Annotated in this window: 20 protein-coding genes and 1 pseudogene; 14 read left to right on the forward strand and 7 right to left on the reverse strand. The window is 71.6% G+C overall.

Translation table 11 applies throughout. The features are described from left to right. Positions 1 to 9: 9 nt before the first annotated feature. Positions 10 to 190 (reverse strand): annotated as a pseudogene (locus P3T29_RS09305) (site-specific integrase); the annotation flags it as partial. 489 nt (positions 191 to 679) lie between these two features. On the opposite strand from P3T29_RS09305, the gene P3T29_RS09310 reads away from it, so the two are divergent. Continuing rightward, entirely contained in the window at positions 680 to 2,227 is a 1,548-nt protein-coding gene (locus P3T29_RS09310; protein WP_280715831.1) for an alpha-galactosidase, read from the forward strand. A 595-nt stretch (positions 2,228 to 2,822) separates the two neighbouring features. Here P3T29_RS09310 and P3T29_RS09315 read toward each other — a convergent pair. Further along, the gene (locus tag P3T29_RS09315; protein ID WP_280715832.1) at positions 2,823 to 4,406 is read right to left on the reverse strand and encodes an Ig-like domain-containing protein; all 1,584 of its coding nucleotides are present in this window, start codon (positions 4,404 to 4,406) and stop codon (positions 2,823 to 2,825) included. 511 nt (positions 4,407 to 4,917) lie between these two features. Between P3T29_RS09315 and P3T29_RS09320 the strand changes: the two genes are divergently transcribed. Further along, positions 4,918 to 6,132 carry a metallophosphoesterase gene (locus tag P3T29_RS09320; RefSeq protein WP_280715833.1) on the forward strand — a complete coding sequence of 405 codons (1,215 nt, stop codon included), beginning with the start codon at positions 4,918 to 4,920 and terminating at the stop codon, positions 6,130 to 6,132. Between the two features lie 56 nt (positions 6,133 to 6,188). On the opposite strand, the gene P3T29_RS09325 is transcribed toward P3T29_RS09320, so the two are convergent. Continuing rightward, positions 6,189 to 6,530 carry a hypothetical protein gene (locus P3T29_RS09325; RefSeq protein WP_280715834.1) on the reverse strand — a complete coding sequence of 114 codons (342 nt, stop codon included), beginning with the start codon at positions 6,528 to 6,530 and terminating at the stop codon, positions 6,189 to 6,191. Positions 6,531 to 6,994: 464 nt separating this feature from the next. Here P3T29_RS09325 and P3T29_RS09330 point away from each other — a divergent pair, with 464 nt between their 5' ends. The 4 genes from P3T29_RS09330 to P3T29_RS09345 all read left to right on the forward strand — a co-directional run bounded on the left by P3T29_RS09330 (position 6,995) and on the right by P3T29_RS09345 (position 12,040). After that, entirely contained in the window at positions 6,995 to 8,440 is a 1,446-nt protein-coding gene (locus tag P3T29_RS09330) for a prolyl oligopeptidase family serine peptidase (protein ID WP_280715835.1), read from the forward strand. Positions 8,441 to 8,734: 294 nt separating this feature from the next. After that, the gene (tuf, locus tag P3T29_RS09335; protein ID WP_280715836.1) at positions 8,735 to 9,916 is read left to right on the forward strand and encodes an elongation factor Tu; all 1,182 of its coding nucleotides are present in this window, start codon (positions 8,735 to 8,737) and stop codon (positions 9,914 to 9,916) included. Positions 9,917 to 10,118: 202 nt separating this feature from the next. After that, on the forward strand, positions 10,119 to 11,042 hold the full coding sequence (locus tag P3T29_RS09340) for an NADP-dependent oxidoreductase (RefSeq protein WP_280715837.1): 924 nt from the start codon (positions 10,119 to 10,121) through the stop codon (positions 11,040 to 11,042). 53 nt (positions 11,043 to 11,095) lie between these two features. After that, positions 11,096 to 12,040, forward strand: a complete 945-nt coding sequence (locus tag P3T29_RS09345; RefSeq protein ID WP_280715838.1) for an AraC family transcriptional regulator — start codon at positions 11,096 to 11,098, stop codon at positions 12,038 to 12,040. Positions 12,041 to 12,062: 22 nt separating this feature from the next. On the opposite strand, the gene P3T29_RS09350 is transcribed toward P3T29_RS09345, so the two are convergent. Further along, positions 12,063 to 13,157, reverse strand: a complete 1,095-nt coding sequence (locus P3T29_RS09350; protein WP_280715839.1) for a hypothetical protein — start codon at positions 13,155 to 13,157, stop codon at positions 12,063 to 12,065. A gap of 271 nt (positions 13,158 to 13,428) precedes the next feature. Continuing rightward, entirely contained in the window at positions 13,429 to 14,907 is a 1,479-nt protein-coding gene (locus tag P3T29_RS09355) for a DUF4331 domain-containing protein (RefSeq protein WP_280715840.1), read from the reverse strand. 297 nt (positions 14,908 to 15,204) lie between these two features. Here P3T29_RS09355 and P3T29_RS09360 point away from each other — a divergent pair, with 297 nt between their 5' ends. Next, a complete protein-coding gene (locus P3T29_RS09360) occupies positions 15,205 to 15,855 on the forward strand; it encodes a hypothetical protein (protein WP_280715841.1) in 651 nt (216 codons plus the stop codon). A gap of 352 nt (positions 15,856 to 16,207) precedes the next feature. After that, the gene (locus P3T29_RS09365; protein WP_280715842.1) at positions 16,208 to 17,287 is read left to right on the forward strand and encodes a hypothetical protein; all 1,080 of its coding nucleotides are present in this window, start codon (positions 16,208 to 16,210) and stop codon (positions 17,285 to 17,287) included. Here the strand turns inward: P3T29_RS09365 and P3T29_RS09370 are convergent. Then, positions 17,275 to 17,856 carry a hypothetical protein gene (locus tag P3T29_RS09370; protein WP_280715843.1) on the reverse strand — a complete coding sequence of 194 codons (582 nt, stop codon included), beginning with the start codon at positions 17,854 to 17,856 and terminating at the stop codon, positions 17,275 to 17,277. The genes P3T29_RS09365 and P3T29_RS09370 overlap by 13 nt on opposite strands. Positions 17,857 to 18,333: 477 nt before the next feature. On the opposite strand from P3T29_RS09370, the gene P3T29_RS09375 reads away from it, so the two are divergent. Both P3T29_RS09375 and P3T29_RS09380 read left to right on the forward strand, forming a co-directional pair. Beyond that, on the forward strand, positions 18,334 to 18,975 hold the full coding sequence (locus P3T29_RS09375; RefSeq protein WP_280715844.1) for a BTAD domain-containing putative transcriptional regulator: 642 nt from the start codon (positions 18,334 to 18,336) through the stop codon (positions 18,973 to 18,975). Between the two features lie 103 nt (positions 18,976 to 19,078). Continuing rightward, complete coding sequence (locus P3T29_RS09380) at positions 19,079 to 19,675, forward strand: HhH-GPD-type base excision DNA repair protein (protein ID WP_280715845.1); 597 nt, start codon at positions 19,079 to 19,081, stop codon at positions 19,673 to 19,675. 18 nt (positions 19,676 to 19,693) lie between these two features. On the opposite strand, the gene pyrB is transcribed toward P3T29_RS09380, so the two are convergent. Then, positions 19,694 to 20,749, reverse strand: a complete 1,056-nt coding sequence (gene pyrB / locus P3T29_RS09385) for an aspartate carbamoyltransferase (protein ID WP_280715846.1) — start codon at positions 20,747 to 20,749, stop codon at positions 19,694 to 19,696. Positions 20,750 to 20,915: 166 nt separating this feature from the next. Here pyrB and P3T29_RS09390 point away from each other — a divergent pair, with 166 nt between their 5' ends. From P3T29_RS09390 to P3T29_RS09405, 4 genes are all read left to right on the forward strand, one after another. Then, a complete protein-coding gene (locus P3T29_RS09390; protein WP_280715847.1) occupies positions 20,916 to 21,647 on the forward strand; it encodes a rhomboid family intramembrane serine protease in 732 nt (243 codons plus the stop codon). A gap of 85 nt (positions 21,648 to 21,732) precedes the next feature. Continuing rightward, positions 21,733 to 22,899 (forward strand): hypothetical protein, encoded by a 1,167-nt coding sequence (locus tag P3T29_RS09395; protein WP_280715848.1) that lies wholly within the window; start codon positions 21,733 to 21,735, stop codon positions 22,897 to 22,899. A gap of 119 nt (positions 22,900 to 23,018) precedes the next feature. Continuing rightward, positions 23,019 to 23,315: a type II toxin-antitoxin system VapB family antitoxin gene (locus tag P3T29_RS09400; protein ID WP_280715849.1), complete on the forward strand. Its 297-nt coding sequence runs from the start codon at positions 23,019 to 23,021 to the stop codon at positions 23,313 to 23,315. 282 nt (positions 23,316 to 23,597) lie between these two features. Beyond that, on the forward strand, positions 23,598 to 24,335 hold the full coding sequence (locus P3T29_RS09405) for a LytR C-terminal domain-containing protein (RefSeq protein ID WP_280715850.1): 738 nt from the start codon (positions 23,598 to 23,600) through the stop codon (positions 24,333 to 24,335). Positions 24,336 to 24,352 lie beyond the last annotated feature (17 nt).

Here is a 24,352-nt window from a genome sequence, read left to right on the forward strand (position 1 = left end):
GACAGCCGGATGGTCGCGCCGCACAGCCTCGTCGAGGGCGACACGGATGGTGCGGTGGGCCTGGTGCGCAGTACTGGCGGCGCCTCCGGCGGCCTGCATCTTCCCGGTAGAAGCGCTCCAGGTGCTCGGGGTCCGGCTTCTCCAAGCGGTGCGCACTGAGACCGAGGACGAGGTGCACGCGGATGGCCACGTCGATTTCCAAGCGAGGGCCATCGGCGCTCACGATCTCTCGTCGGCCTCGGGAGCCGTCCAGGGCGTTCCCGGAGGTGGCGACGAGATCTCGGGCACCTGTTTTTGATCAAAGTCTTGACACAGGGGCGAACAAAGCCGTTCGATGTCACCCACCGTGTTCGATATCGTCGAGTTATGGCGATCAATGTTCACTTCTGGTAGTTGCTGGTACCTCAGTTCTTCTTCGCCATGGAGCTTCTGCCGGTGCGTCAGGGCCCGACGGCGGGCCGGGGCAGTCGGTGGCCGTCGTCCAGGCGGTAGGCGTGCCAGCGGTCCGGGAGGTTCAGTGGGCTGATTTCAGGGATTGGGGAAGCGGATGGCGGCAAGGACGAATCGGTCTTGGCGACTGCGGCGGGCAGCCGTGGCGGCGGGGGTTCTGGTGGCAGGGGTCAGCGTGGTCCCGGCCGCGGTCGCTGCCACCCCGAGACCGCTGCTCCAGGTTCCGCCCATGGGTTGGAACGCCTGGAACACCTACGGGTGCGGCGCGACCCAGTCACTGATCGAGTCGGTCGCAGACAGCCTGGTCGCGAACGGCATGCGGGACGCCGGATACCGGTACGTCAACGTCGACGACTGCTGGATGGCCCGTGACGCGAACGGCAAGCTGACCGGCAACTCCAACTACCCCGACATGAAGGCCCTCGGCGACTACCTGCACGCGCGGGGCTTCAAGTTCGGCATCTACGAGTCACCGGGTGCCAAGACCTGCGCGGGATACTCCGGTAGCGCCGGGCACGAAGTCAACGACGCCAACACCTTCGCGTCCTGGGGCGTCGACTACCTCAAGTACGACTACTGCGAGAGTGCCTCGTCGCTGTCCGCCCAGGTCGCCGACTTCGCCAAGATGCGCAACGCGCTGGAAGCCACCGGCCGACCGATCGTCTTCAGCATCAACCCGAACAGCGGCAGCAATACGGGCGCGGGCGTCACACGGGACTGGGGCGACGTCTCCGACCAGGTGCGCAGCACCGAGGACATCGGGAACCAGTGGTGGGGCCAGAGCTGGCCCAACGGCATCGCCAACATCGTCAGCGAGAACGCCACGCTGGCTTGGCGGGCCAAGCCGGGCTCGTTCAATGATGCGGACATGCTGGAGGTCGGCAACGGCGGGCTCAGCACGACCGAGGAGCAGAGCCACTTCGCCATGTGGGCGATGATGGCCGCGCCCCTGATCGCGAGCGCCAACCCGAGCAGCGTGAACGCGACTTCGCTGGCACTGCTGAAGAACCCGCGACTCATCGCGATCGACCAGGACGCCCTGGGCCTCCAGGCGAGGGTCATCGGCGGGAGCCGATTGATCAACTCCTCGGGGTCGCTCGTCCTCGCGAAGCCGCTCAGCAACGGTGACGTCGCGCTCGCGCTCTACAACGGCTCGGACAGCACGCAGACCCTGAGCACCTCCCTGGCTGCGGTGGGCATCCCCGGCACAGGAACCTGGACCGACCAGTACACCGGCACCGTCGTCCAGAGCAGCGCCGCCGGCATCACCACCCAGGTCCCGGCCCACGGCACCGCGGTGTACCGGGTCACCGCGCCCAGCGCGCCGGCCTCCTGGTACACCGCGCTGATCAACCCCACCGCGGGTGCCCAGAGCTACGAGGCCGAGGACCCCGCCCACTCGATCGTGTCGGGCCGCTGGATCAACAATTCCGGCGCGGTCTTCTCGGCCTGCTCGGTCTGCTCGGGCGGCGAGAAGGTGAGCTGGATCGGGGGAACGAACAAGCTCTACATCAACGGTGTCTATGCCCAGAACGCCGGCACCTACCCGGTCACCGTCCAGTACGTGAACGGGGACGGGGATCGCTACGCCTCGATCTGGACCAACGGCGAGAACCTGCAGAAGGTCTCGTTCCACGGGAACGGCAACTGGAACTCGACCCAGACAGCGACCGTGGAACTGACGCTGAACGCGGGCTACAACACGATCACCTTCGGCAACGAGTACGGCGGTTGGGCCCCCGACATCGACAAGATCTCGGTGCCCGCCACCGGTTGACGTGCAGCGGTCGTAAGAGTCTCGGTTTTGCTCTCATTCACCCCCGTCCAACGGGGTTCAGAGGGCGCCCAGGAGGCGTCTGCGCCGCACATCAGGACGCCTGCGGACCCCGCCGGACAACGCCCAGCAGAATTGGAAAGCGTGTTGGGGGCAACCCCTCACGACTTCGAATCTCATATCCTCCGCACCAGCCCGCCAGGGCAGATGAACGTGATGACGGCCACCGCCCCGGGCGCCGCCCGCCGGGTCGGCCTCACGCCCGTGCCCTGGACCACCTGGGGTGAGGACTGGACGGCCCGCGCCACGGCGGACTCGGTGCACCGCACCGTTACCGGCCGACTGGCCGACTGGCCGACGGCGGCACCATCCTGCTGCACGAATCCGACTGCACCTCCGCGCCGCTGGCCTGGCGCTCGGCCCTGGGCGCCCTGCCCCGGCTGATCGACACCTGCCACGAGGCGGGCCTGCGACTGGGCCCGCTGCGCGAGCACGGCATCAAGACCGGCCGGCCCGAGCCCACCCCCGACATGACGATCCGTCATGCCGGGGGTCTCATCTCAGCACCTCGGGCCGGGGCCATGGGCCGCGCCTCAGGTCAGCGCCCGACCGGCCGTCGACGCAGCAGGAGCAGCACCGCACCGCCGACTGCGACCAGCGCCGCGCCGGCGCCCGCCAGCATGCCCGCCTCGCCCCCGCCACCGGTGGCCGCCAGCTCCTGGCCGGGCGCGCTCTCGAACGTTGTGTCCGCAGCTGCGGAGGTTCCGGCGTTCGTCGTGGTGGACGTGGTACCGCTCGACGGGCTGCCGGAGCCGGCGGGGGCGTCCGTCACCGTTACCGCGATCTCCGCCTCCGAGCCCACATGCCCCGCGTCGCCGGCGTAGCTCGCGCGGTAGACGTGCTTGCCGGTGGCGGAGGGCTGGTCGGTGAAGGAGTAGCGTCCGTCGGCGCCGACCTGAACATCCGTCAGCGGCTTACCGTCGCGGGTGATGCGGACGGTCACGCTCGTCGGCAGCGGCTTCGCGCTCTTCGCCTGCCCGGTCATGGCGAACGGCTGACCGAGCGGGACGGGCAGCCGGCTGTCCAGGAAGACGTACACCTGCGGCAGGCCGGGGTTCTCCTCCACATGCAGCGCGTAGGTGTCTCGGTCCACGTCGTGGGTGATCGCGTAGAGCCTGCTGCCGTCATGGCTGAAGGCGATGCCGTGTCCCATCGAGGCGTCCACGCCGTACAGGTAACGGTGGAGCGGCAGGACGTCGCCGAAGGCGCCGAGGGTGTAGACGTCGACCTCGCCGTCAGGGTTCGACTCCGCCACCAGGCCGGGCCCGGTGGCGAGGTGCTCGCCACCACCCGTCCAACTGTGGTCGAAGTTCCCGACGGTGGACAGATCGCTCGACTTCAGGACGAGGTCGCCGCCGTAGCGGTCCGGCCATGGGGTGGCCGCGACGACCTGGCCGCCGTCGGCGCTGAAGCCGAAGTCCGAGAGCGGCGCCTTGTCGGCCGGCAGCGCCGCGGTCCGGGTGAACACACCGGGCCCGACCACGTACCGGTCCAGTTCGACGCTGCGGCGGTAATCGGCGACCTGCGCCTGCCCGACCAGGAGCACCCCGGGGGCGGCCGGCGAGGCGGCGATGTGCGGGGCGACGTCCAGTTGGACCCAGTGCTTCGCCATGCGCGGGACGGGCGCGGGGTCGGCGAGGTCGAAACTGCCAACCCCGGTCGACGAATGCCCGGGCGGGCCTGAGCGAATGTTTCTGTAGCTGAAGAAGAGTTGGCCGCCGGTGACGGCCAGTTCGGCCGGGACGGTGTTCCCGTCGTAGAGGTCGTAGGTCTTCTTGAGAGCGAAGGTGCCGGTGTCGAAGGCCTTGATGGTGCTGGACTGCCCGTTGTCTCCCAGGACCGAGACGTAGACCGTCCCGGAGTCCGGCGAAAGCGCCAGGTGGGTCGGGTAGGGCTCAGCGACTGAGGCGAGCTTCTTCCCTCTCAGGTCGGTGACCAGGAGTTGGGCCTGGTCGAGGATGATGAGATGCCCATGGGCTTCGTCCAGGACCATCTCCTGGTAGCCGTGGATGGGAAGTTGGGCCGTCAGGCCGGCCGGGATCGCAGCAGCGGGCTGGGAACCCACCGCCACTGCGGCCACCACCGCTGCGGTCACCACCATGGAAATGCGTGCACGTCGCACGATGAACGAGCTCCCCCCGGGCTACGGATCAGTGAGCTCGTACAGTAGCGCCTCCGTTCGAAGGTTCAACTCTCCTTGCCGAGGGTTGCGGCATCGAGGTGGCCGGACCGCATCGGCGCGACCACGCCGTCCCTGCGCGGGCGTCGGACCGGCTCCAGTCTGGTCGGACGGCCGCCGGGCCCGACGAACCCCAGTGCTCTTCAGGCGCGGGTACGTCGACGCCCGACCCCAGGGCGGGCGGACGTGGGGCCGGGCGTCGAAGCGGTCCCTGGCCACCTGAGGGGGCAACGAGACCCGGACGATTCCAACGGCCAACGTGTGCCGGATGATGGGGTCAACGGACGTGAGGGGCGGCGCAGTGACAGACAGCGGATCCATCGGGTCGGAGTCGGACCTTAAGTCGAACGGTCGGGGGTCCGAGACCTTCGTTGCCGTCACGCGTTCCGAGGCCGGGGAGGTACCCGTGCCGCGCGCGGAGACCCCGGGCAGGAGCGCGAGGCCTCGGCGATCCATGCGCCGGCGGCTGGCAGTGGCCGTCCTGGTCCTGGTGATTCTGTGCCTCCCGCCGTGGTGGACGCTGTTCGCCTCCGGCGTCGACTGGCCGTTCCCGGTCTTCCTGGTCGGCACGGTCGTCTTCGCCGGCTGGCTGGTCTCCTTTCCTTTCCTGATGGTCGCGGGCCACGGGCCACGACGGAGCGACCGGGCCGCTCGCGTCGCGGACACCTCCCTCGGGATGGTCTGGGTGCTCTTCACCTGGTCGGTGCTGGGCGGCTTGGTGGACCTCGTGCTGACCGGGCTCGACGCCGGCGGCGCCGACCGGGCCAGGATCGTCGCCCTGGCCGTCGCCGTGGTCTCGGCCGGGCTGCTGGCCTGGGGGCACTACGAGGCGATGCGCGTGCCCCGGGTGAAGCGGCTGGACGTCCACATCGCGCGGCTGGGCGGTGGCCTGGACGGGACCCGAGTCGTGGTGCTGGCCGACACCCACTACGGGCCGATCGACCGGGCGGACTGGTCGGCGCGCGTTGCCGAGGCGGTCAACGCGCTCGACGCGGACGTCGTCGTCCACGCCGGCGACATCGCCGACGGCACCCCCGCCCAGCGCCGGGAGCAGTCCGCGCCGCTCGGAACGATCCGGTCCCGGCTGGCCAAGGTCTACGTCACGGGGAACCACGAGTACGGCGGGGAGGCCCAGGGCTGGCTGGACCGCATGGCGGACCTGGGCTGGGAGCCACTGCACAACCAGCATGTCGTGGTGGAGCGTGGTGGGGACGCCCTCGTGCTCGCAGGCGTGGACGACGTGACCGCCGAGTCCTCCGGCCTGGCCGGGCACCGCGCGAACCTGCACGGCGCGCTGGCGGGGGCGGACCCGGCCCGACCGGTCCTGCTCGTCGCCCACCAGCCCAAGTACGTTCCCCAGGCCGCTGCCGCCGGCATCGACCTGCAGATATCGGGGCACACCCACGGCGGCCAGATCTGGCCGTTCAACTTCCTCGTCCGGTTGGACCAGCCGGTGGTGCACGGCCTGAGCCGGCACGGGGAGCGGACCCAGCTCTACACCAGCCGTGGCACCGGCTTCTGGGGGCCGCCCTTCCGGGTCTTCGCACCGAGCGAGATCACCCTGCTCACACTGCGCTCGGGCGGCACGTCACCCGCCGCACAGCGCACCGGAGCCACCACCACGAAGGACACGAACTCCGAGCTGGGCACCAACGCCGGCTACCGCTGACCGGTCCGACGACCCTCGAACTCATCCCGCTCCTGCGGAGATCGCACCCGGCGGCACTACAGGTCCGCCGGGGAAGTCGCGAGCAACTCCCGGACGGCCATGCCGATGAAGGCTGCCGCCTCAGCATCCACCCCGCCGCCTGCGAGGTGTCCCCAGATCCCGGGGATGGTCCGGACCGTGCCGTCGGGGATGTACTGGCAGGCCCAGACTTCGTCCTCCGGCGGGAAGTAGAGGTCTCGTCGGGAGGGCAGGCTCAGCGTTCGGGCCGGGATCGCACCCAGTGCCCGGGGGAGGTCCCCCTGGAAGCCCGGGGTGGCACCGATGTCTGCGTGCTGCCAGGTCCACAGCATCGCCAGCAGGTCGTTGGCGTCGCAGCCGGCTGCTACTGGAGCTTCCACTGCTGGTTCCAGGCGTTGTTGCAGGTCCAGACGCCGAGGGCCTTGGCGTCCTCGTCGTAGGTCAGGCAGTCCTGGTCGGTGATCCGGATCTGGTACTGGTCGCCGCCCTTCGCGGAGCCCGCCGGCTGACCCCCGGCCGGGCCGACCCTCGCAGGGCCGGCCCGGCCGGGGGATCAGATGCGGTCGGCCGCGCCCAGTTCAGGCTGCGACGCCAACCCGGTTCAGGGGTGCTACCCCCACCCCGTGGATGGGGGTGCTCCTCATGGGCCGTCAGGTTCCGGTGGGCCAGGCTGATGGGACGGAATCGACGGCCGCCAGAGGCGGCCCACACCTCGGGGACGGCCGGCATGCGCGTGATGAGAATCGGTGACAGCCAACGGAGTTGGGCCCGGTCGCTCGCCGCTGCGGCGAGGGCCGTCATAGCGATGGCCGTAGTGGCGAGATCCGTCATGGCGAGGTCCGTCATGGCGAGGTCCGTCACCGCCTACCGTCTCGGGCTGCTTCCGCTGCTGCTGTCGTGCGTCGCGCTGGCTCTGCTGCCCGCAGGTACCGCAGCGGCCGGCTCCGCAGACCCGGCGGTCACCGAGGTCTCGTTCATGGGGGTCGGTGGCGTCGAGTTGCACGGGACGGTGGTGGCACCGGCGTCACAGGGGGCCGGCGGGCCGGGCAGCACCGGGCGTCACCCGGGTCTGGTCATGCTGCCCGGGGCGGGGCCCGGCGGGCGGACGGAGCTCAGGAGTGCTGCGGAGGCGTACGCCCGGCACGGCGTGGTCACCCTGATCTACGACAAACGGACGGTCGGCTACTCGACGGTCCACCGGGACTACTCGGTGCTCGCCGACGACGCTCTCGCCGCCCTGCACGTGCTTCAGGCGCGGCCGGACGTCGACCGGGGAGAGGTCGGGCTCTGGGGCCTGTCCGAAGGAGCGTGGCCGGCCTCGCTCGCCGCCGGTCGCTCGGCCGACGTGGCGTTCCTGATCACCGCCGGTGCGGTGGGGCTCACTCCGGCCCGCCAACAGGCCTGGGCCTACGGGGAGTTCCTCGGTCACCACCAGGTGTCCGGTTCCCTGCCGAGCACCCTGCAGGACACCGCGTCCCGGCAGCTGGTCGGCGCGGGGCTGTTCCCGGAGGCCGACTACGACCCGGTGCCCGCCTGGGAGCACGTGCACCAGCCGGTCCTGGCCCTCTGGGGTGACCTCGACCGCGAGGCCGCACCCGCAGAGAGCTCCCGGATCATCCGGCAGGCGCTGGACCGGGGCGGCAACACCCACTACACGATCCACTTCGTCCCAGGGGTCCGCCACAACCTGAACCTGACCGCCGACGGCGGCTTCGACCGGCCCTCGGCGCTGCCGGCCGACTACGCGGACTACGAAGTCTCCTGGATCCAGCGGCTGAGCCAAAGCGGCAGCCTGCCACCGGTCAGCGTGGACCCGGCTCCGCAGCAGGACCGGCAGAGCCAGGCGCTCGCCCCGCTGAGCTGGTACGAGTCGCCCTGGCTCCAACTCGTGGCCGTCCTGGTCATGTTGGCCGGCTTCGCCGGATACCCGCTGGTCGGTGCGGTGCGCAGGCTGCGCGGCCACCGGCACCCCGCCCCGCTGGGCCGGTCGGCCCGCCGGCTCGCGGCAGCCGGGCTGGCGGCCTCGGTGGGAACGCTCGGCTACCTCCTCTTCACCGTGCTGACGGCGGCCAACCTGATCGGACCGGTGTTCCTCGGCCGACCGGTGCCCTGGCTCGTCCTGCAGTGCCTGGCGGTCGTCACGGTCGTGGCGACCGTGTGCACCGTGGTCGCGTGGCGGCGTACGCGGCCCGTACTGTCACGGCTGGAGCGGGCTCGGCTCGGCCTGCTGCTGACCGCCGGGGCGGTGTTCGTACCGTGGGCCGCCTACTGGGGTCTGCTCCGGCCCTGACAGTTCCTGCACATACAGAACAGCGGCCCCTCGGGCTCAACGCACCGCAGGCGCACGGAAAACCGATGGCGTCCGGGCCCGCCGCGCGGGCAGGATGGTCCGCATGTCCAAGTACGCCATCGCCGAGATGCCCGCAGTCGCGGGCGCGATGGCTGCTGCCCTGGCAGTCGCAGCCGCATTCGACGGCGCACGAAGCTGACCTTCCCCGGGATGTCCCGGAGCCTCGGACGGGGAAGGTCGGCCCGTCGCTGAGGTTCCGTCACCATGCTTACGACTCGCAGGGAAGATCCCGTCATGGCCAAGCAGGCCTTCGTGCGCACCAAGCCGCACCTCAACATCGGCACCATGGGTCACGTCGACCACGGCAAGACCACTCTCACCGCCGCCATCACCAAGGTTCTCGCCGAGCGCGGCGGCGGCACCTTCGTCCCGTTCGACCGGATCGACCGGGCCCCGGAGGAGGCCGCGCGCGGCATCACCATCAACATCTCCCACGTCGAGTACGAGACGGAGACCCGCCACTACGCCCACGTGGACATGCCCGGGCACGCCGACTTCGTGAAGAACATGATCACCGGCGCCGCCCAGCTGGACGGCGCGATCCTGGTCGTCTCCGCGCAGGACGGCGTGATGCCGCAGACCGCCGAGCACGTGCTGCTGGCCCGTCAGGTCGGCGTCGAGCACGTTGTCGTCGCGCTCAACAAGGCCGACGCCGGCGACCCGGAGCTGCTCGAACTGGTCGAGTTGGAGGTCCGCGAGCTGCTGACCACCCACGGCTACGACGGCGGCGGGCTGCCCGTCGTACAGGTGTCCGGACTGCGGGCGCTGGAGGGCGACCCGCAGTGGTCGGCGGCCCTGCTGGAGCTGCTGGACGCGGTGGACGAGTACGTCCCGACTCCCGTTCGGTACACGGACGCGCCGTTCCTGCTGCCGGTCGAGAACGTGCTGACCATCACCGGTCGCGGCACGGTCGTGACCGGCGCGGTCGAGCGCGGCCGGGTCCGGATGGGCGACCGGGTGGAGGTCCTCGGCTACGGCTCGGACCTGCAGTCCGTCGTCACCGGCGTCGAGACCTTCGGCCGGACGATGGAGTGCGCGGAGGCGGGCGACAACGTCGCGCTGCTGCTGCGCGGCGTGCAGCGCGGTCAGATCCGGCGCGGGCAGGTCGTCGTCGCGGTCGGCAGTGCCTCGGTGCACACCCGCTTCACCGCGCGGGTGCACCTGCTGTCGACGGCGGAGGGCGGCCGCCGCACGCCGATCACGAGCGGCTACCGCCCGCAGTTCTACCTGCGGACGGGCGACGTGGTCGGTGACGTCGAGCTGGGCGAGGGCACCTCGGTGGCGCGGCCGGGTGACACCGTCGAAGTGACGGTGACGCTCGGCCAGCCCGTGCCGCTGGAGCCCGGCCTCGGCTTCGCCGTCCGCGAGGGCGGCCGTACCGTCGCTGCGGGCACGGTCCGGACCGTCTGCGAGTAACCCGGCTCCGGCCGGGACGAGGGCTCCGGCCGCTGCGGCGCGGTCGGAGCCCTCGTCCGCATATACCCGCAGCGCGAGGGCGGAAGACGCTGGGACATGTATCTGAGACTTGAGGATATTCTGCGTCTCTTTCGATCTCCCTAGGGTTGGCCACATCAAACCGATGTCGAAAGACTCGAAGACGAAGACAAGGGAGAGTCCCATGCGTGCAGTCATCCAGAACTCGATCGGCGGCCCCGAGGTGCTCGAGGTCGTGGAGGTCGCGCGGCCGAAGCCGGTCGAGGGCGAGGTGCTCGTCCGGGTGCACGCGAGTGCGCTGAACCCGGTGGACACGATGGTCAGGTCAGGGGCGCTCCCGCTGCTCGGGGAGCCGCCGTTCGGGCTCGGCTGGGACATCTCCGGGGTGGTCGAGGAGGCCGGGCCGGGGGCCGGGTTCGCGGTCGGCGACGAGGTCTACGGGATGCCCTACTTCCCCCGCGCCGCGACCGGCTACGCCGAGTACGTCGCCGCCCCCGCGCAGCAGCTGGCCCGCAAGCCGGCCTCGCTCGACCACGTGCACGCCGCCGCGCTGCCGCTCGCCGCGCTCACCGCCTGGCAGGGCCTGGTGGACGCGGCGCGGCTCGCGGCCGGGGACCGGGTCCTGATCCACCGCGCCGCCGGCGGTGTCGGCCACCTCGCCGTCCAGATCGCCAAGGCCCGAGGGGCTTACGTGATCGCGTTGGCGAGCGCGGCCAAGCACGAGTTCGTACGCGGCCTCGGCGCCGACGAGGTGATCGACTACCGGACCACGGACTTCACCGAGGCCGTGCGGGACGTCGACGTGGTCTTCGACTCGACGGCCCAGGGCGAGCGGTCGCTCGGCGTGCTGCGGCCGGGAGGCGTACTCGTCACCATCCTGGAGCACCGCGACGACGAACTCGCGGCCACCACCCGGGCCTCCGGCCGACGCTTCGCGGGGGTCATGGTCGCGCCGGACCGCGCGTCCCTGGAGGCGATCACCGAGCTTGTCGACGCCGACCGGATCCGTCCGTACGTCGCCGAGACCTTCCCGCTGGACGAGGTCGGCAGGGCGCACGAGCTGATCGAGTCCGGCCGTACGCAGGGGAAGATCGTCCTGACGGTCTGACCGGGCAGCGAGCCCGTACCGTTGGGCGCGAAGAGCATGGAGGAGGGACACACATGGACGTCCTCAGCGAGGCGTTGGCATCGATGCGGACCGGGAGCCCGGCGTCGATCCGTACCGACGGCCGCGCGCCGTGGGGGCTCCGGCTGCCGTCCGTGGCGGGGGCCGGGTTCCATGTGGTGCTGCACGGAACCTGCTGGTTCATCCCACTGGAGGACGCCGCACCACGTCTGAAGCCGATCGCGCTTGGCCCCGGCGACGTGATCTTCCTCCGGGACGGCAGGGGCCACATCCTCGCCGACGACCCGTCCTCGGCCGCGTCGGCGGCCGGGCCCGAGCAGTTCCGCAGCAGGCCGCCGATCGGATCGGTCTCGATCGGCGGCGACGGTCCGCAGACCAGCCTGCTCTGCGGCAACTACCACCTGGACCAGGGCCGGCCGCATCCGTTGGTCCGTCAGCTGCCCGAGGTGATCCATCTGCCCGCGAGGTGCGGCCGGTATCCCGAACTCACGGCGGCGGTCCAGCTGCTCGGTTCGGAACTGGAGAATCCGCGCATCGGCTCGGACGGCATCGTGCCGGCCCTGATCGACTCGCTGCTGCTCTACATCCTGCGGGCCTGGCTGGAGGAACAGCCCATCGCCGCCGCCGAGGGCTGGGCCGCCGCGCTGGGCGATCCGGCGGTCGCCCCGGCCCTGGCCGCCATCCACGAGGACCCGTCGGCGCAGTGGACGGTCGAGTCACTGGCCACCCGGGCCGGGCTCTCCCGCGCGGCCTTCGCCCGCCGCTTCGCCGCACTCGTCGGCGAACCGCCGCTCTCGTACCTGACGCGCTGGCGGATGACGACGGCCGCCAGACTCCTGCGGGAGGCCGACGTGCCGCTGAGCACCGTCGCCACCCGGGCCGGGTACGGCTCCGAGTTCACCTTCGGGAAGGCGTTCAAGCGCGAGTACGGCCTGGCCCCCGGCCACTACCGCCGCCAGGCCCAGGATCAGGCGGCCTGACGCTGCCGACGGTCCGCAGTCCTCAACCGTCACCGGGCAGGCCGGCCAACAGCTTTGCTGCCGACGGCCCTTGGTACGGGGAGAAGTACGGGTTGAGGGCGAGCGCCTCGCGCAGGTCCGCCCGGGCCTCGGGTCGGCCGAGAGCGGCCTCGATGGCGCCCCGGTGATAGGCGAAGAGCGCGTTGTGCCAGCCGGTGGCGGCGGCCTGCCCGGCGAGGTCGAGCGCCTGGGCGTCCTGGCCGGCCCGGTGCAGCGCCCAGGCGAGGGCGTCGGCGACCAGCACGCTCTTGCGACGCCGCCACTCCTCGGTCAACAGCCTGACGGCAACCGACGGTTCGGCGTGGTCGGCCTGATAGAGCATCAGCGCCGGATCGACCGGTCCGCCGGTGGATTCCAGCAGCTTCACCTCGGCGGCCAGCGCCGCCAACTGCGGCTTCGCCGAATCCTCCTGGTGCAACGAGAGCTGCAACTCCGCCAGTTCCAACAGGAACTGGGGTAGCGGCACGCGGGCGACCAGCGCTTGATAGCCCCGCACCGCCTCGTCCGGATGACCGGTGGCCGCAGCGACCCGCGCCTGCCCCGCCTGGGCGAAGTAGTCGTCGGGGGCCACCGCCAAGGCTCGGCGGTAGTGGTCGTCGGCCTGCGCCAACTCACCGCTGTCCCAGGCGAGATCACCGAGCCGGTGCTCGCAGAAGGCGGTGTCACCCGGGGTGACGGCGGCCTCCCGGGCGCGCCGGAGGGCGATCTCCGCCTCCTCGGTGCGCCCGTGCGTCTCCAGGTCGTACGCGGCCCGGGTGTAGGCGGGCACGGTGGGCGCCAGATCGAGCAGGCGTTGGACGGACGCGGTGGCCGCCGGGTAGTCGCCGAGCTGGATCTCGGCGTCGGCCAGCACCAGGTAGCCGGCCGCCCGATCCGGTGCCATCGCCGTCGCCTGCTCGCCCAACTGCCTTGCCGTGGCGAACTCGTGGCGGGCGTTGGCGAGCATGCCGGAGCCGGTCAGTGCTCCGTAGTTGAGCTCCGGCTTGAGAGCGAACGAATGCTGGAACGCCTGGTCGGCGTCGGCCAGCCGGGCGGCGTCCAGCGTGAGCCGGGCCTGGTCGAGGTCGGCCAGGCCCAACTGCTCCCAGGCGTAGGGGTCCTGGGGTCGGCCCCGGCGGCGGACCGGGCCACCCCCAGCCGGTCCGCCGGGGGCGGTGCGGCCGGCGGAGTGCCGCCCGCACCGGCCGGGGCGAGCGGGGCGGGCGGTGTGGCCGGACCGAGGGCGAGCAGCCCGGCCGCGCACCCCAGCACCGCGCCGACGGCACCCACGGCCAGCCCCGCCCGCGCCCACGGCCGGAGCGACCCGGGGCGGAGCAGGCGCGAGCGGCGGGCCGGCTCCTCGGCCGAACTCACGGGGCCGCGTGCGGCAGGTTGAGGTACGGGAAGACCGAACCGGCCGGCGCGGGCTGGGCGTCGAAGCTCGGCGGCGGCAGCAACCCGGCGGCGGAGCGGTCCGAAGGCTCGCCCTCCAGCATCCGCAGCAGCGGACCGTCGATCACGTCGTTGGGCCGCCGGCCGTTCGGGTAGCCCTGTAGGTCCCCGCCGAGCACGCCGTTCGGATCGGGCCGCGCCGCCAGTGGCGTCAGCAGGTTGAGGCGCACCTCGTCGGCCCAGGCCAATGCGCTCGGGTCGGCATCGGCGTTCATCGCCTGGGTGTTGAGGTCGAAGCCGAACTTCGACCCGTTGTTCTTGCCGATCCCGCCCAGGTAGAGCGCGCGGATATCGGTGCGCGGACCCTGCGGGGCCGACATGACGCCCGTTGCCTCGATCTTGTGCGGCGGGGCCGGGTCGAGGGCCGAGTTCAGGAAGGCGGTGTCGTACTGGTCCTGGTCCGCAGGACGGGCGTTGAAGCGGTCCTCGGGCCCACCCGGTGTGGTGGTCACACCGGCGGTGCCCCACAGCGCGAAGCAGATGTGCGGGTTGCCGAGCCGGGAGACCTGCCGGTAGCTCGCCGCCTGGGTGCGCAGGTCACGACCGAGGTCGGCGCCCTGCCGGGACATCGTCGCCCAGACGCCGACCACCGGGTTGCGGGACGGGTCGCCTCCCAACGCCAGTTCTTTCTTGGGTACTTGGAGGATCAGGCTGCTGACGTTGACGGCGGCGAGCGGATTGGCGGCCGGCAGGTAGCCCGGGACCGGGCCGACGGTGCCGAGGACGAAGTAGCCGAAGACCCGGGCGTCCGCCTGGAAGGACTCGGCGCTCTGGGTGGTCACCGTCCGGCCGCCACCGGGCAGCGTACGGGTCGCCTCCTGGCGCAGCGCGCCGTAGTCCGGCATCAGCGTGGACCCCGCGTGAGTGGGGGCCACCGGCACGTCGGAGAGCAGGACTTCGGGCTGCTGACCGGACCTGATCCGCTCCAGCGTGTAGTACTGGCGGAACAGCAGGTTGCCGTCATGCAGCGACCGCACCGGGCCTGCGGCGATCGGCCCGGCGCCGAAGAGGCGGCGGTCCTCGGTCCGGAAGGTCCAGCGGTAGGTGATGTCGGAGCCGCCGGTACCGCGCCCGTCAACGTGGATCTCGTAGCGGGCGCCGGTGGCGAACGGGTAGTTGACCGCACCGCTGCCGAGCGAGCTGCCCGGCAGCTGGGTGGGCTGGACGTCCGCGATCACCGTGGCCATGTCCGGGTTGTCCGGGCTGGTGAAGGCGTAGACGTCGGTGAAGTTGGACTGCGAGTCGGCGATCACCGAGGGCGCGTCGAAGTGCCCGCCGGCCTGGCTGGTACCGAGGTACGGACCGGCCAGCGTGGCGGCGGTGAGCAGGGCGGTCGTCGCGGCAAGAGCAAGTCGTCCGTTGCGGCGGGGCGCGGGGCTGGGCATCGGGCTGGGCATCGGCTTCTCCAGGCGTCAGGCGTTGGGCGTCGGGCGTCGGGCGTCCGAGGGGCGGCTGCGGAGCTCTCTCCACGCAGCACAAGGCGACCGTCGGTCCGTTCCGCCGGGCCGACCGCGAGCCTCACCCTAGGGCGGTTCTGGATCATGAATCGAGCAGGTCACGGCAGCGACCACCGAACGGGTGGCAGGTTCCCCCGGATGGGCGCAACAAGTTGGCGGATGAGCCGCGAAGTGACGTACAGATTGCCCGCTTCGTCAACGAAGCGTCAATTATTGCTCGGTTATGGAGAATTGATCATGCGTCTGTTCCGTACCCTCTCGGCCCTCGCCATGGCAGGTGCGCTGGCACTGTCGGCCGCCCCGGCCGGCGCCGGCACCGCACCCGCCGCCGCCCCGGCGGCCTCCGCCGAGCACCGGGCCAACCGCGTCTACATCTCCCCCTGGGGCAGCGCCCACGTCCGGCTCAGCGGCGACACGCAGAAGTGGCTCACCGACAACGGCGTCACGCTGGGCGTGATCGCGCCGTTCACCCTGGACCCGGACGGCTTCGGCGTCGACATGCCGATCGGCTCCTCGGCCGGTGACCACATCGACTCGAAGGGCCGGATCTTCTATCCCGGCGGACTGACCCTCAACCAGGCGAGCAGCGGCACCTCCGTGGAGCTTCAGCCCACCTGGATCCGGATCGTGCCGGAGCCCGGCTACTCGGCCGGCATCAAGGTCAACGGCACGGACCTCAGCCCCGAGACGCTGCTCGGCTACACCACCCCCGCCGAGGTGCTGGCGAGCGGGCGGCCGACGATGACCGGCTTCAGGCTCGACAAGTGCCCGTTCCACGTCACCCAGGCCACCAGCGACCTGACCACGCAGTACTTCGGCGCCGGGTTGAAGACCGACTCCATGTTCTTCACGCTGACGCCCAGGTTCGACTACGTCCCCACCAGCTGACCCCGCGTAACCCTGCGGCGCAGCTCGAAGGCTCCGACCGGTCTCTCGGTCGGAGCCTTCGGCATTCCGTGCCTGTCCGGGCACCAGACGCCCTGACATCCTGACACCCACCCCGTCTGACGAAGGGTCTGCCCGATCGGGCAGCGGAACAGGGCCGAATTCCGCGCTCTGTTGCTTGGCCGTGACGGCCGCCCAACAGATCCCGGATCTCGGACTGTCAGGCTTCCCACATCGCGCAGAGCAGCAACCGGTCGAACCGGTGAACCCGGCCCCTTTCGGGACGACGGCGCGGCTCCCGCGAACTCAGCGCACCACACCGCCTCGTCGTGATCGTCCCTGGGGGGAAGCACTCATGTCCGCTCGTGCCCACAGCCGTACCGCCGCCGCCATCGTCCTCACCGCCGCCGTAACCGCCGGAGCCGCCCTGCTCACCGGGTGCGGCCCGACCGCCGCCAACGCCGCCGCCCCGACGAGCGCCGCTCCGTCCGGCGTCTCGTCCGGCCTCCCGTCGGCCGTCCCGTCCGGCGTCCCGAGCACCAAGTCCGGCGCCCCGAGCGCCACCCCGAGCACCACGCCCCGCAGCACCCCGAGCGCGAGCACTCCGAGCCCGAGCGCCCCGGCCCGGAACGGTACGGCGAACAGCAGACTGACCATCAGCAACGGGACCAGCCGGGTCCTGATGAACGGCACCTCGGTCGACTTCGGCACCGTCGTCCGGGACCTCGCCTGGTCCCCGAACGGCAGCAAGGCCGCGTTCATCGACGGCGCGGGCAATCTCGACACCGCCAACCCGGACGGCAGCGGACGCGTCGTGGTCGCCAAGGCCCCCAGCGGTCAGGCCTGGTCCCACCCGACCTGGCAGGTGACGGCCGTGGACCCGGTGAACCACGTCCCCGTGAAGAACAACATCTTCTTCGCCGCCTCCCAGGGCGGTGTCTCCCGGCTGGAGAAGGTGCTCGCCACGGCCGTGGGCGGCACGCCGGAGGCGCTCGAGCTCGTCCAGGACGACGGCGAGGAGAACCCCGCCGTCCTCCCGCTGGTCGGCAACAGCTGGCCGAACGGCGGCGGCACCATCGGAAGCGCCGTCTACGCGAACACCAACGGCAACGTCTACATCCGCGACGAGAACCTGCGGCAGAGCGGCGCCATGGTCACCCAGGGCTCCCAGCCCGCGCTTGCGCCGGACGACGAGAGCGTCGTGTTCGTCCGTTCCGTCGGCGGCCACGACCACATCTTCCGGGGGAGCTTCGACCACACCGCCAAGGACCTCACCCCGCACGCCACCACGGACTACACCGAGCCGGCCTGGTCCCCGGACGGCAAGACCCTGGCCGTACGGACGCCCAACGGGGTCGCGACGCTGCCGGCCGACGGCTCAGCCGCGCCGACCGTCGTCTCCACCTTCCCGGGCCTGCCCGCCTACCGGGGCTGACCCCGGTCCCGCTCGGGGCGGGCGAGCTCGGCGCGCAGCTCCTCCAGGTGCGCGTCGGCGGTGTCGTGCGGCAGGAACTCGACCAGGTCGACGAACCTGAACAGGACCTGGGCCTCGGCGATCGCGAACTCGTAGTCGCCGAACCCCACCACCGCGCCGAGCCCGCCCCGCACCGCGCCCCGGACGACATGCGCGGTCAGCTCGTCCGGCTGAGCGGCGGACATCCCGCGCCGCGCGTTGGGCCGGGCCAGGTACGGGCAGACCATCGAGGCGTACAGCATGCACGCGCGGTGCCCCGGCCCCTCCAGGGTCGGGGCCAGGTTGCGGTACGGCCGCCCGGCGGCCAGCGCCTCGCCGATCGCGGCGGCCTCCGCCGCGCCCACCACCCGCCACACCGGCCCCTGCGGCATCAGCGTGTTGCAGACCGAGCAGAGCCGCCCGCGCGCACACTCCGCGCTGCGCCCGTGGTCGGTGAGCGCGAACTGCGGCTCCTCGCCCTCCCACGGGGTGATGGCGGGCACCGGGTAACCGCGGGTGTCGCGGGGCCGTACCTCAACGGTCGGCGGCATCGGAACCGAGTCGAAACGCACCCCTCATGCCTACCAGGCACCCGCCCGGCGTCAACCACCACCCCTGGAGCTGAGGGCCCTCCCCCCGAGAGGGCCCTCAGCCGGGTCACTCCACCGACCGGTGGCTCCACGAGCCGGGCCGGCTGTGGACGCCCACCCCGTGCGACGTGTTCAGCCAGACCCCCGTACTGGCCGATGCACTTCCCGCCGCCATTCCCGGCCCGCCGGCGGCCGGCGCCGCCACTGCCGTGACCGTGGCCGCACGGCGTCCGAGCTCTAACCTCATAGTTGCCTCCTGACAGGAACGACCGACACGGACGACCGCTCCCGGGTGGCCCGGTAGTGAATCCGCCGGCCGGGCCACCCGGTGGAAGCGGCTGGCCACAACCTATGGACAGGCGTCCTTGATCCGTCCTAGGTTCGTCCTGCTGCAGGCTCAGCGAACTGTCGCGCGCGAGCTCACGGGATGCGGGGGAAATGAGATTCGGTGTCCTGGGGCCGCTGAACGCCCGGTTCCAGGGGCGTGAGGTCCGGCTCAACGGTCCACGGCACGCCAAAGTGCTCGCCGCCCTGCTGGTCGAGGCCAACCAGGTGGTCCTGATGCCCCGGCTGATCGAGGTGATGTGGGACGGCGACGGCCCTGCCACCGCCGTCCGGCAGGTCCAGGACGCCGTCTCCGGGCTCCGCCGCAGCCTGTCAGCCGGCGGCGCGCCGCCCACCCTGATCAGCACCCTGCGCGGCGGCTACCGGATCCAGCTGGACACCGACCAGCTCGACCTGCTGGCCTTCGAGCGGGAGCGGCAGTCGGCACAGCAGTGCCCGGCCGCCGCCGACACCGTCGCCGGGCTGCGGCGCGCGCTGGCCTGTTGGCGCGGTCCGGCCCTCGCCGGGCTCGCCGGCCGCGCCCTGGAGAGTGACGCGGCCCGGCCGAACGTACTGCGCACCACCGTGCACAAGCAGTGCCTCGACCTGGAACTCACCCTGGGCCGCCTGCACCGCGACCTGGGGCGGACCGAACCGGCCCGGCAGTCCTTGGCGGAGGCGCAAGCCCTCTTCCACACGCTGAAGGTCCCGGAAGCCCAGCAGGTCGCGGAGCTGCTGGCCGAACTACCGCAGTAGCCACACCGGGCGCCGGACACACCGAGCGCCGCACTCCACGACGCGAGCGCCGCACGGGCGTGTTGCGCCACGGCGGGACGGTGGCGTCCGGGAGGATGCGCGCATGGACCACACCATTCGGCTCGCACAGCAGCCCGAGGCCGACGAGCTGCTCGGCCGCAGCCCGCTGGCCGCTCTGATCGGCATGCTGCTGGACCAGCAGATCCCGATGGAGTGGGCGTTCTCGGGCCCGTACACGATCGCCCAGCGGCTGGGGCGCACCGACCTGGACGCGCACGAGATCGCCGCGTACGACCCGGACGAGTTCGCCGCGCTGCTCTCGGCGAAGCCCGCCGTCCACCGCTACCCGGGGTCAATGGCCAAGCGGGTGCAGCAACTCTGCCAGGCCCTGGTGGACGACTACGACGGCGACGCGGCCGCCGTGTGGCACGACGTCACGTCCGGCAGGGAACTGCTGGCCCGGCTGAACGCGCTGCCCGGCTTCGGGAAGCAGAAGGCCCAGATCTTCCTGGCCCTGCTCGGCAAGCAGCTCGGCGCCACCCCGGAGGGCTGGCGGGAGGCAGCGGGCCCGTACGGCGAGGAGGGCGGCTTCCGCTCCGTCGCCGACATCACCGGCCCCGAGTCCCTGGACAAGGTCCGCGCCTACAAGCAGGCCGCCAAGCTGGCCGCGAAGCAGGCGGCCAAGGGCGCCGGCAAGTAGGCACCCCGGCGCCCCCGATCAGTCGGCGATGTTGGCGGTGTTGCGGTAGAACGCCGCGTCGTCCGGCCTGCGGTACGCCGGGCGGTGCCAGGTCGCCGGGCGCAGCGACTTGCGTACCTCGTCGGCGACACCGAGCACCGAGGCGAACAGGGCCATCCGGGTGGGGATGCCGGCGTCCGACTGCCGGAAGACCGCCAGGCGCGGGTCACCGTTGAGGTCGGTGCCGAGGTCGTTGGCGCCCGGACGGCTGTCGCGCGGCAGCGGGTGCATGATCACGGCGTCCGGACGGCAGACCCGCTCGACCAACGCCCGGTCGACCCGGAACTCGTCGCTGTACGGGAGCGGCTTGTCGGCGAACCGCTCGGTCTGCAGCCTGGTCGCGTAGATCGCGTCGGCGTCCGCCAGGCCGACGCTGGGCCGGTGGCTCTCCTCCACCCGGTGGCCACGGGCCGCGACCAGCTCCAGCAGCTCCTCGGGCATCCCGAGCCCCTCCGGAGAGACGCAGACGATGGTGAGGTCGTCATAACGGGCGAGCAGCTTCATCAGGGAGTGCGGGGCCCGGCCGTGCCGCAGGTCGCCGATCAGCGCGATCCGTCGGCCGTCCATGCTCTTGCCGAGCCGGCCGAACTCGCGGTACAGGGTGTACATGTCGAGCAGCGCCTGCGTCGGGTGCTCACCCGCGCCGTTGCCCGCATTGACCACCGGGATGTTGCTGACGGCCGCGAACTCGTGGATGGAGCTCACCTCGGGGTGCCGCATCACCGCCAGGTCGCAGTACCCGGCGATCACCTGGCTGGTGTCGGCGAGCGACTCACCCTTGCTGAGCGACGAGACCTCGGAGCCCGTGGTGCTGGTCACCGCGCCACCGAGCCGCAGGAAGGCCGACTCGCAGCTCAGCCGGGTGCGGGTGCTCGGCTCGAAGAACAGGCTCGCCATCACCGCGCCCTCCAGCACCCGGGTCACCTGCTCGCCCCGGGCGACCGGCACCAGCACGTCCGCCAGTCCGAAGAGCTCCTCCAACCGGCCCCGGTCGAAGAGGTCGCTGGAGAGAATGTGCTGTCCGGTCAGTGACATGGCGGCTCTGACTTCCTCGTAGTGCCAGTAGTACTAAGTGGTGCTCGGCAGTGCTCGGCCGTGCCGTTCGGCGCCGACAGTCTACTTGGCAGGGGTTCTCGCAACATTTGCCGAAAGTTCGCCACGGCCGGGGCGACCAGGGGCGGGCGCCCGTAGAGTCGTCCATATGGCGATGGAGCGACCCAGCAGCACACTCGACCCGGCCCGGATGATCGCCGAGGCGCGCAAGGCGTTCTTCGTGATGTTCGCGCTGCTCTGTGTGGTCTGGGCGGTTCAACTCGCCAACTGGGCCGACGACTACCGGCTCTCCGTCGACTTCGGCATCATGGCGCACCAGCCCGACCGGCTGCCCGACGTGCTCGCCGCCCCCTTCCTGCACGCCAACTGGCGTCACCTGGAGGGCAATTCCGGCCCGCTCTTCGTCTTCGGCTTCCTCGCCGCCTACCGGGGCGTGAGCCGCTTCCTCGGGCTGACGCTGCTGGTGGCGCTGACCAGCGGCCTGGCCGTCTGGCTGTTCGAGCGGGGCGGGGTGGTCACGGTCGGCGCGAGCGGCGTGATCTTCGGGTACTTCGGCTACGTGGTGCTGCGCGGCGTGTTCGACCAGAACCTGATCGACACGCTGATCGGCCTGGTGATGGGCGCGTCCTTCGCCTACATCCTCACCACCGCCGTGCCGGGCACACCGGGCGTCAGCTGGCTCGCCCACCTGGGCGGACTGACGGGCGGGCTCGCGGGTGCGTGGATCTTCCGCGACCGGGGGCCGAAGCCGACCGCCGCCGCGCAGCCGTCGACGGCAGGGCCGGCCGCCGCCGTCCCGACGCAGTCGGACGGGCCGGTGTCGAGCACCGACGCCTCCCGCGCGCAGCTGCTGAAGGATCTCGACGACCTCGGACTCTGATCTTGGACTCTTCAGGTATAGACCAATCCGCCGCGCGCGGGCTAGCGTGGTGCCCCCGCACCGCCACCTGCCCCGGAGCCGCCCCGTGGAGTCCTCAGTCCTCGCCTTCGCGACCGACCTGATCGACGAGGGCGCCGACACCTTCTTCGGCAACCTCACCGACCGGGCGGGTGTCGGCGGCGTCACGCTGGCCTCGGTCTACCACGCGGCGCGCGACGTCTTCCCGCACAACCCGCACCGGGTGGTCCGCCACCTCGAGCCCGGCGCCGCGTACTTCCGCCCGGACGCCGCCCGCTGGGCCGGCCGCCGGCTGGCGCCGACGCCGTCCGGCGCGATCGGCGAGCGCGACCCGTTCGCCGAGGCGGCGGAGCAGGCGCAGCGGCGCGGGCTCAAGCTGCACGCCTGGACGGTGTTCTGCCACAACGACCGGCTCGGCTTCCAGCACCCCGACTGCGCCCCCGCCAACGCCTTCGGCGACCGGTACCCGACCGAGCTCTGCCCGGCCAACCCCGAGGTGCGTGAGTACGCGACCACGCTGGTCGCCGAGTTCGCCCGGTACGGGGTGGACGCGATCCGCGCCGAGTCGCTGCACTTCCACGGCCTGCGCCACGGCTACCACCACGAGCGCTACTTCGAGGAGCTCGGCCCGGTCACCGAGGCCCTGCTCGGGCTCTGCTTCTGCGCCCACTGCCGGGCCAACGCGGTGTCGGCAGGCGTCCCGGCGGGCGAGGTCCAGGACGCGGTCCGAGCCGAGCTGCGCGCCCGGCTCGCCGACGAACGGCGGGCCGCCGAGCCTGCCGCGCTGGACGAGCTGGCGGGCGGCGCCGTCGCCGCGTACATCGACGCCGCCGCACTGAGCGTCACCTCGCTGACCACCGAGGTGGCCGAGGCGGCGGAGCGGCTCGACATGCGGCTGACCTTCATGGACGGTGGCGGCCCGGGCAAGGGCTGGCTGTCGGGCATCGACCTGCCCGCGCTCGGCAAGGCCGCCCACCAGATCGAGACGCTGGGCTACGCCACGACCCCGGAGGCCATCCGCGAGAAGATCGCCGCGTTCGCCCTGCACGGCATCCGTCCTCAGGAGATGGCGGTGATCCTGCGCCCGATGGCCCAGGACTGCGACGGCCCGGCCAACCTCGCCGCGAAGATCGGGGTCCTGCGCGAACTCGGTGTGCCGGAGGTCGAGTTCTACCACTACGGCCTGATGCGGCTCTCCTCGCTGGACCGGATCGGCACGGCCCTGAACCAGTAGGCCGGGGCGCCGCCCAGATGGACCAAAGCCCTATTTCCTATGTAATCGCTACAAATCGCCGAAGGCGGGCCGGGGCGCGCTTGCTGGGCCTGCGGGCGCCGTGACGGTAGGCTTTCCGTGTGATCTTCAAGCGCATCGGCAACGCACGGCCGTACCCGGATCACGGCCGGACCAGCACCCGCCAGTGGGCGGACGTCGCACCGCGTCCGGTGCGGCTGGACCAGCTGGTGACCACCAAGGGACAACTGGACCTCGAAACCCTGCTGGCCGAGGACTCCACCTTCTACGGGGACCTCTTCGCCCACGTGGTGAAGTGGCACGGCGACCTCTATCTGGAGGACGGCCTGCACCGCGCGGTCCGGGCCGCGCTGCAGCAGCGCCAGGTCCTGCACGCTCGCGTCCTCGAGATGGAGTGACGCCCAGCGGAGCCGCACCATATCCGCGCCACACCCGTACTGACCGTCTTTCACCCGCCCGAGGCCGCCACCCAGGGTGCCGGTACATCCTTTCGAGTGCCGTCGTACTCCAGATGATGATCATTTAGTACATTCACCACCGGACTGGCACTAGTCTTCCGAGTACGGCCGAAGCTTGCGGCGCTCCGCCCTCCCGGCCGTACCCGTCACTGGCCCGTACCCGTCACTGGCCACACCCGTCACCGAGCCTGACCAGGCACGAGGGGGAGACAGACTGTGAGCATGTTGACTCCCCAGGGGTTGAAGGGGAAGCAGTACCGGATCACCGGCAACTCGTACCCCCGCCTCGGCCGCCCGCCGCGCAAGAGCCGCAAGATCCTGGCGCTGATCGGCTCGCTGCTGGCGCTGGCCCTGATCGCGCTCGGCGGCGTGCAGCTGGTGGACATCTTCACCGGCAAGGGCAAACACCCCGTGGCCCAGGCGTGCTCGAGCCCGGCCGCCGGCACCTCCGGCAAGCCGCTGGCCGCGCCCGTCAGGAGCGCCTCCGCCGCCGCCTCACCCGGCGCCTCCGCACCCGCCTCGGCGCCCGCCGCCGGGGCACCGGCCGGAGCGGCCTCGGCGCCCGCTGCCGGGGCCACCAGCACCGCCGTCCCGCAGCCGCAGGCCGTCACCGTGAACGTGTACAACGCCACCGCCAAGGCCGGGCTCGCCGCCCGCACGGCGGACGAGCTGAAGAAGCGCGGCTTCACCATCGGCAAGGTCGGCAACGCACCGGCCGCCCTGGACAAGAAGGTCACCGGCACCGCACAGGTGGTCAGCGGACCGGCCGGGCTCGGCGCGGCCACCCTGCTGGGCTCCCAGGCGGCGGGATCGGCCACCTCGGCCGACACCCGTACCGACGCCACGGTGGACTTCGTGATCGGCGACGCCTACACCGCGCTGCTCGACCCGACGCAGGCGGCCGCCGCGCTCGCCCTGGCGACCAAGCCGGCGCCGTCCCCGGGCCCCGGCAGCTGCTGACCCCGGCCGTACGGAGA

Source organism: Kitasatospora sp. MAP5-34, assembly GCF_029894335.1.
Lineage (GTDB): Bacteria > Actinomycetota > Actinomycetes > Streptomycetales > Streptomycetaceae > Kitasatospora.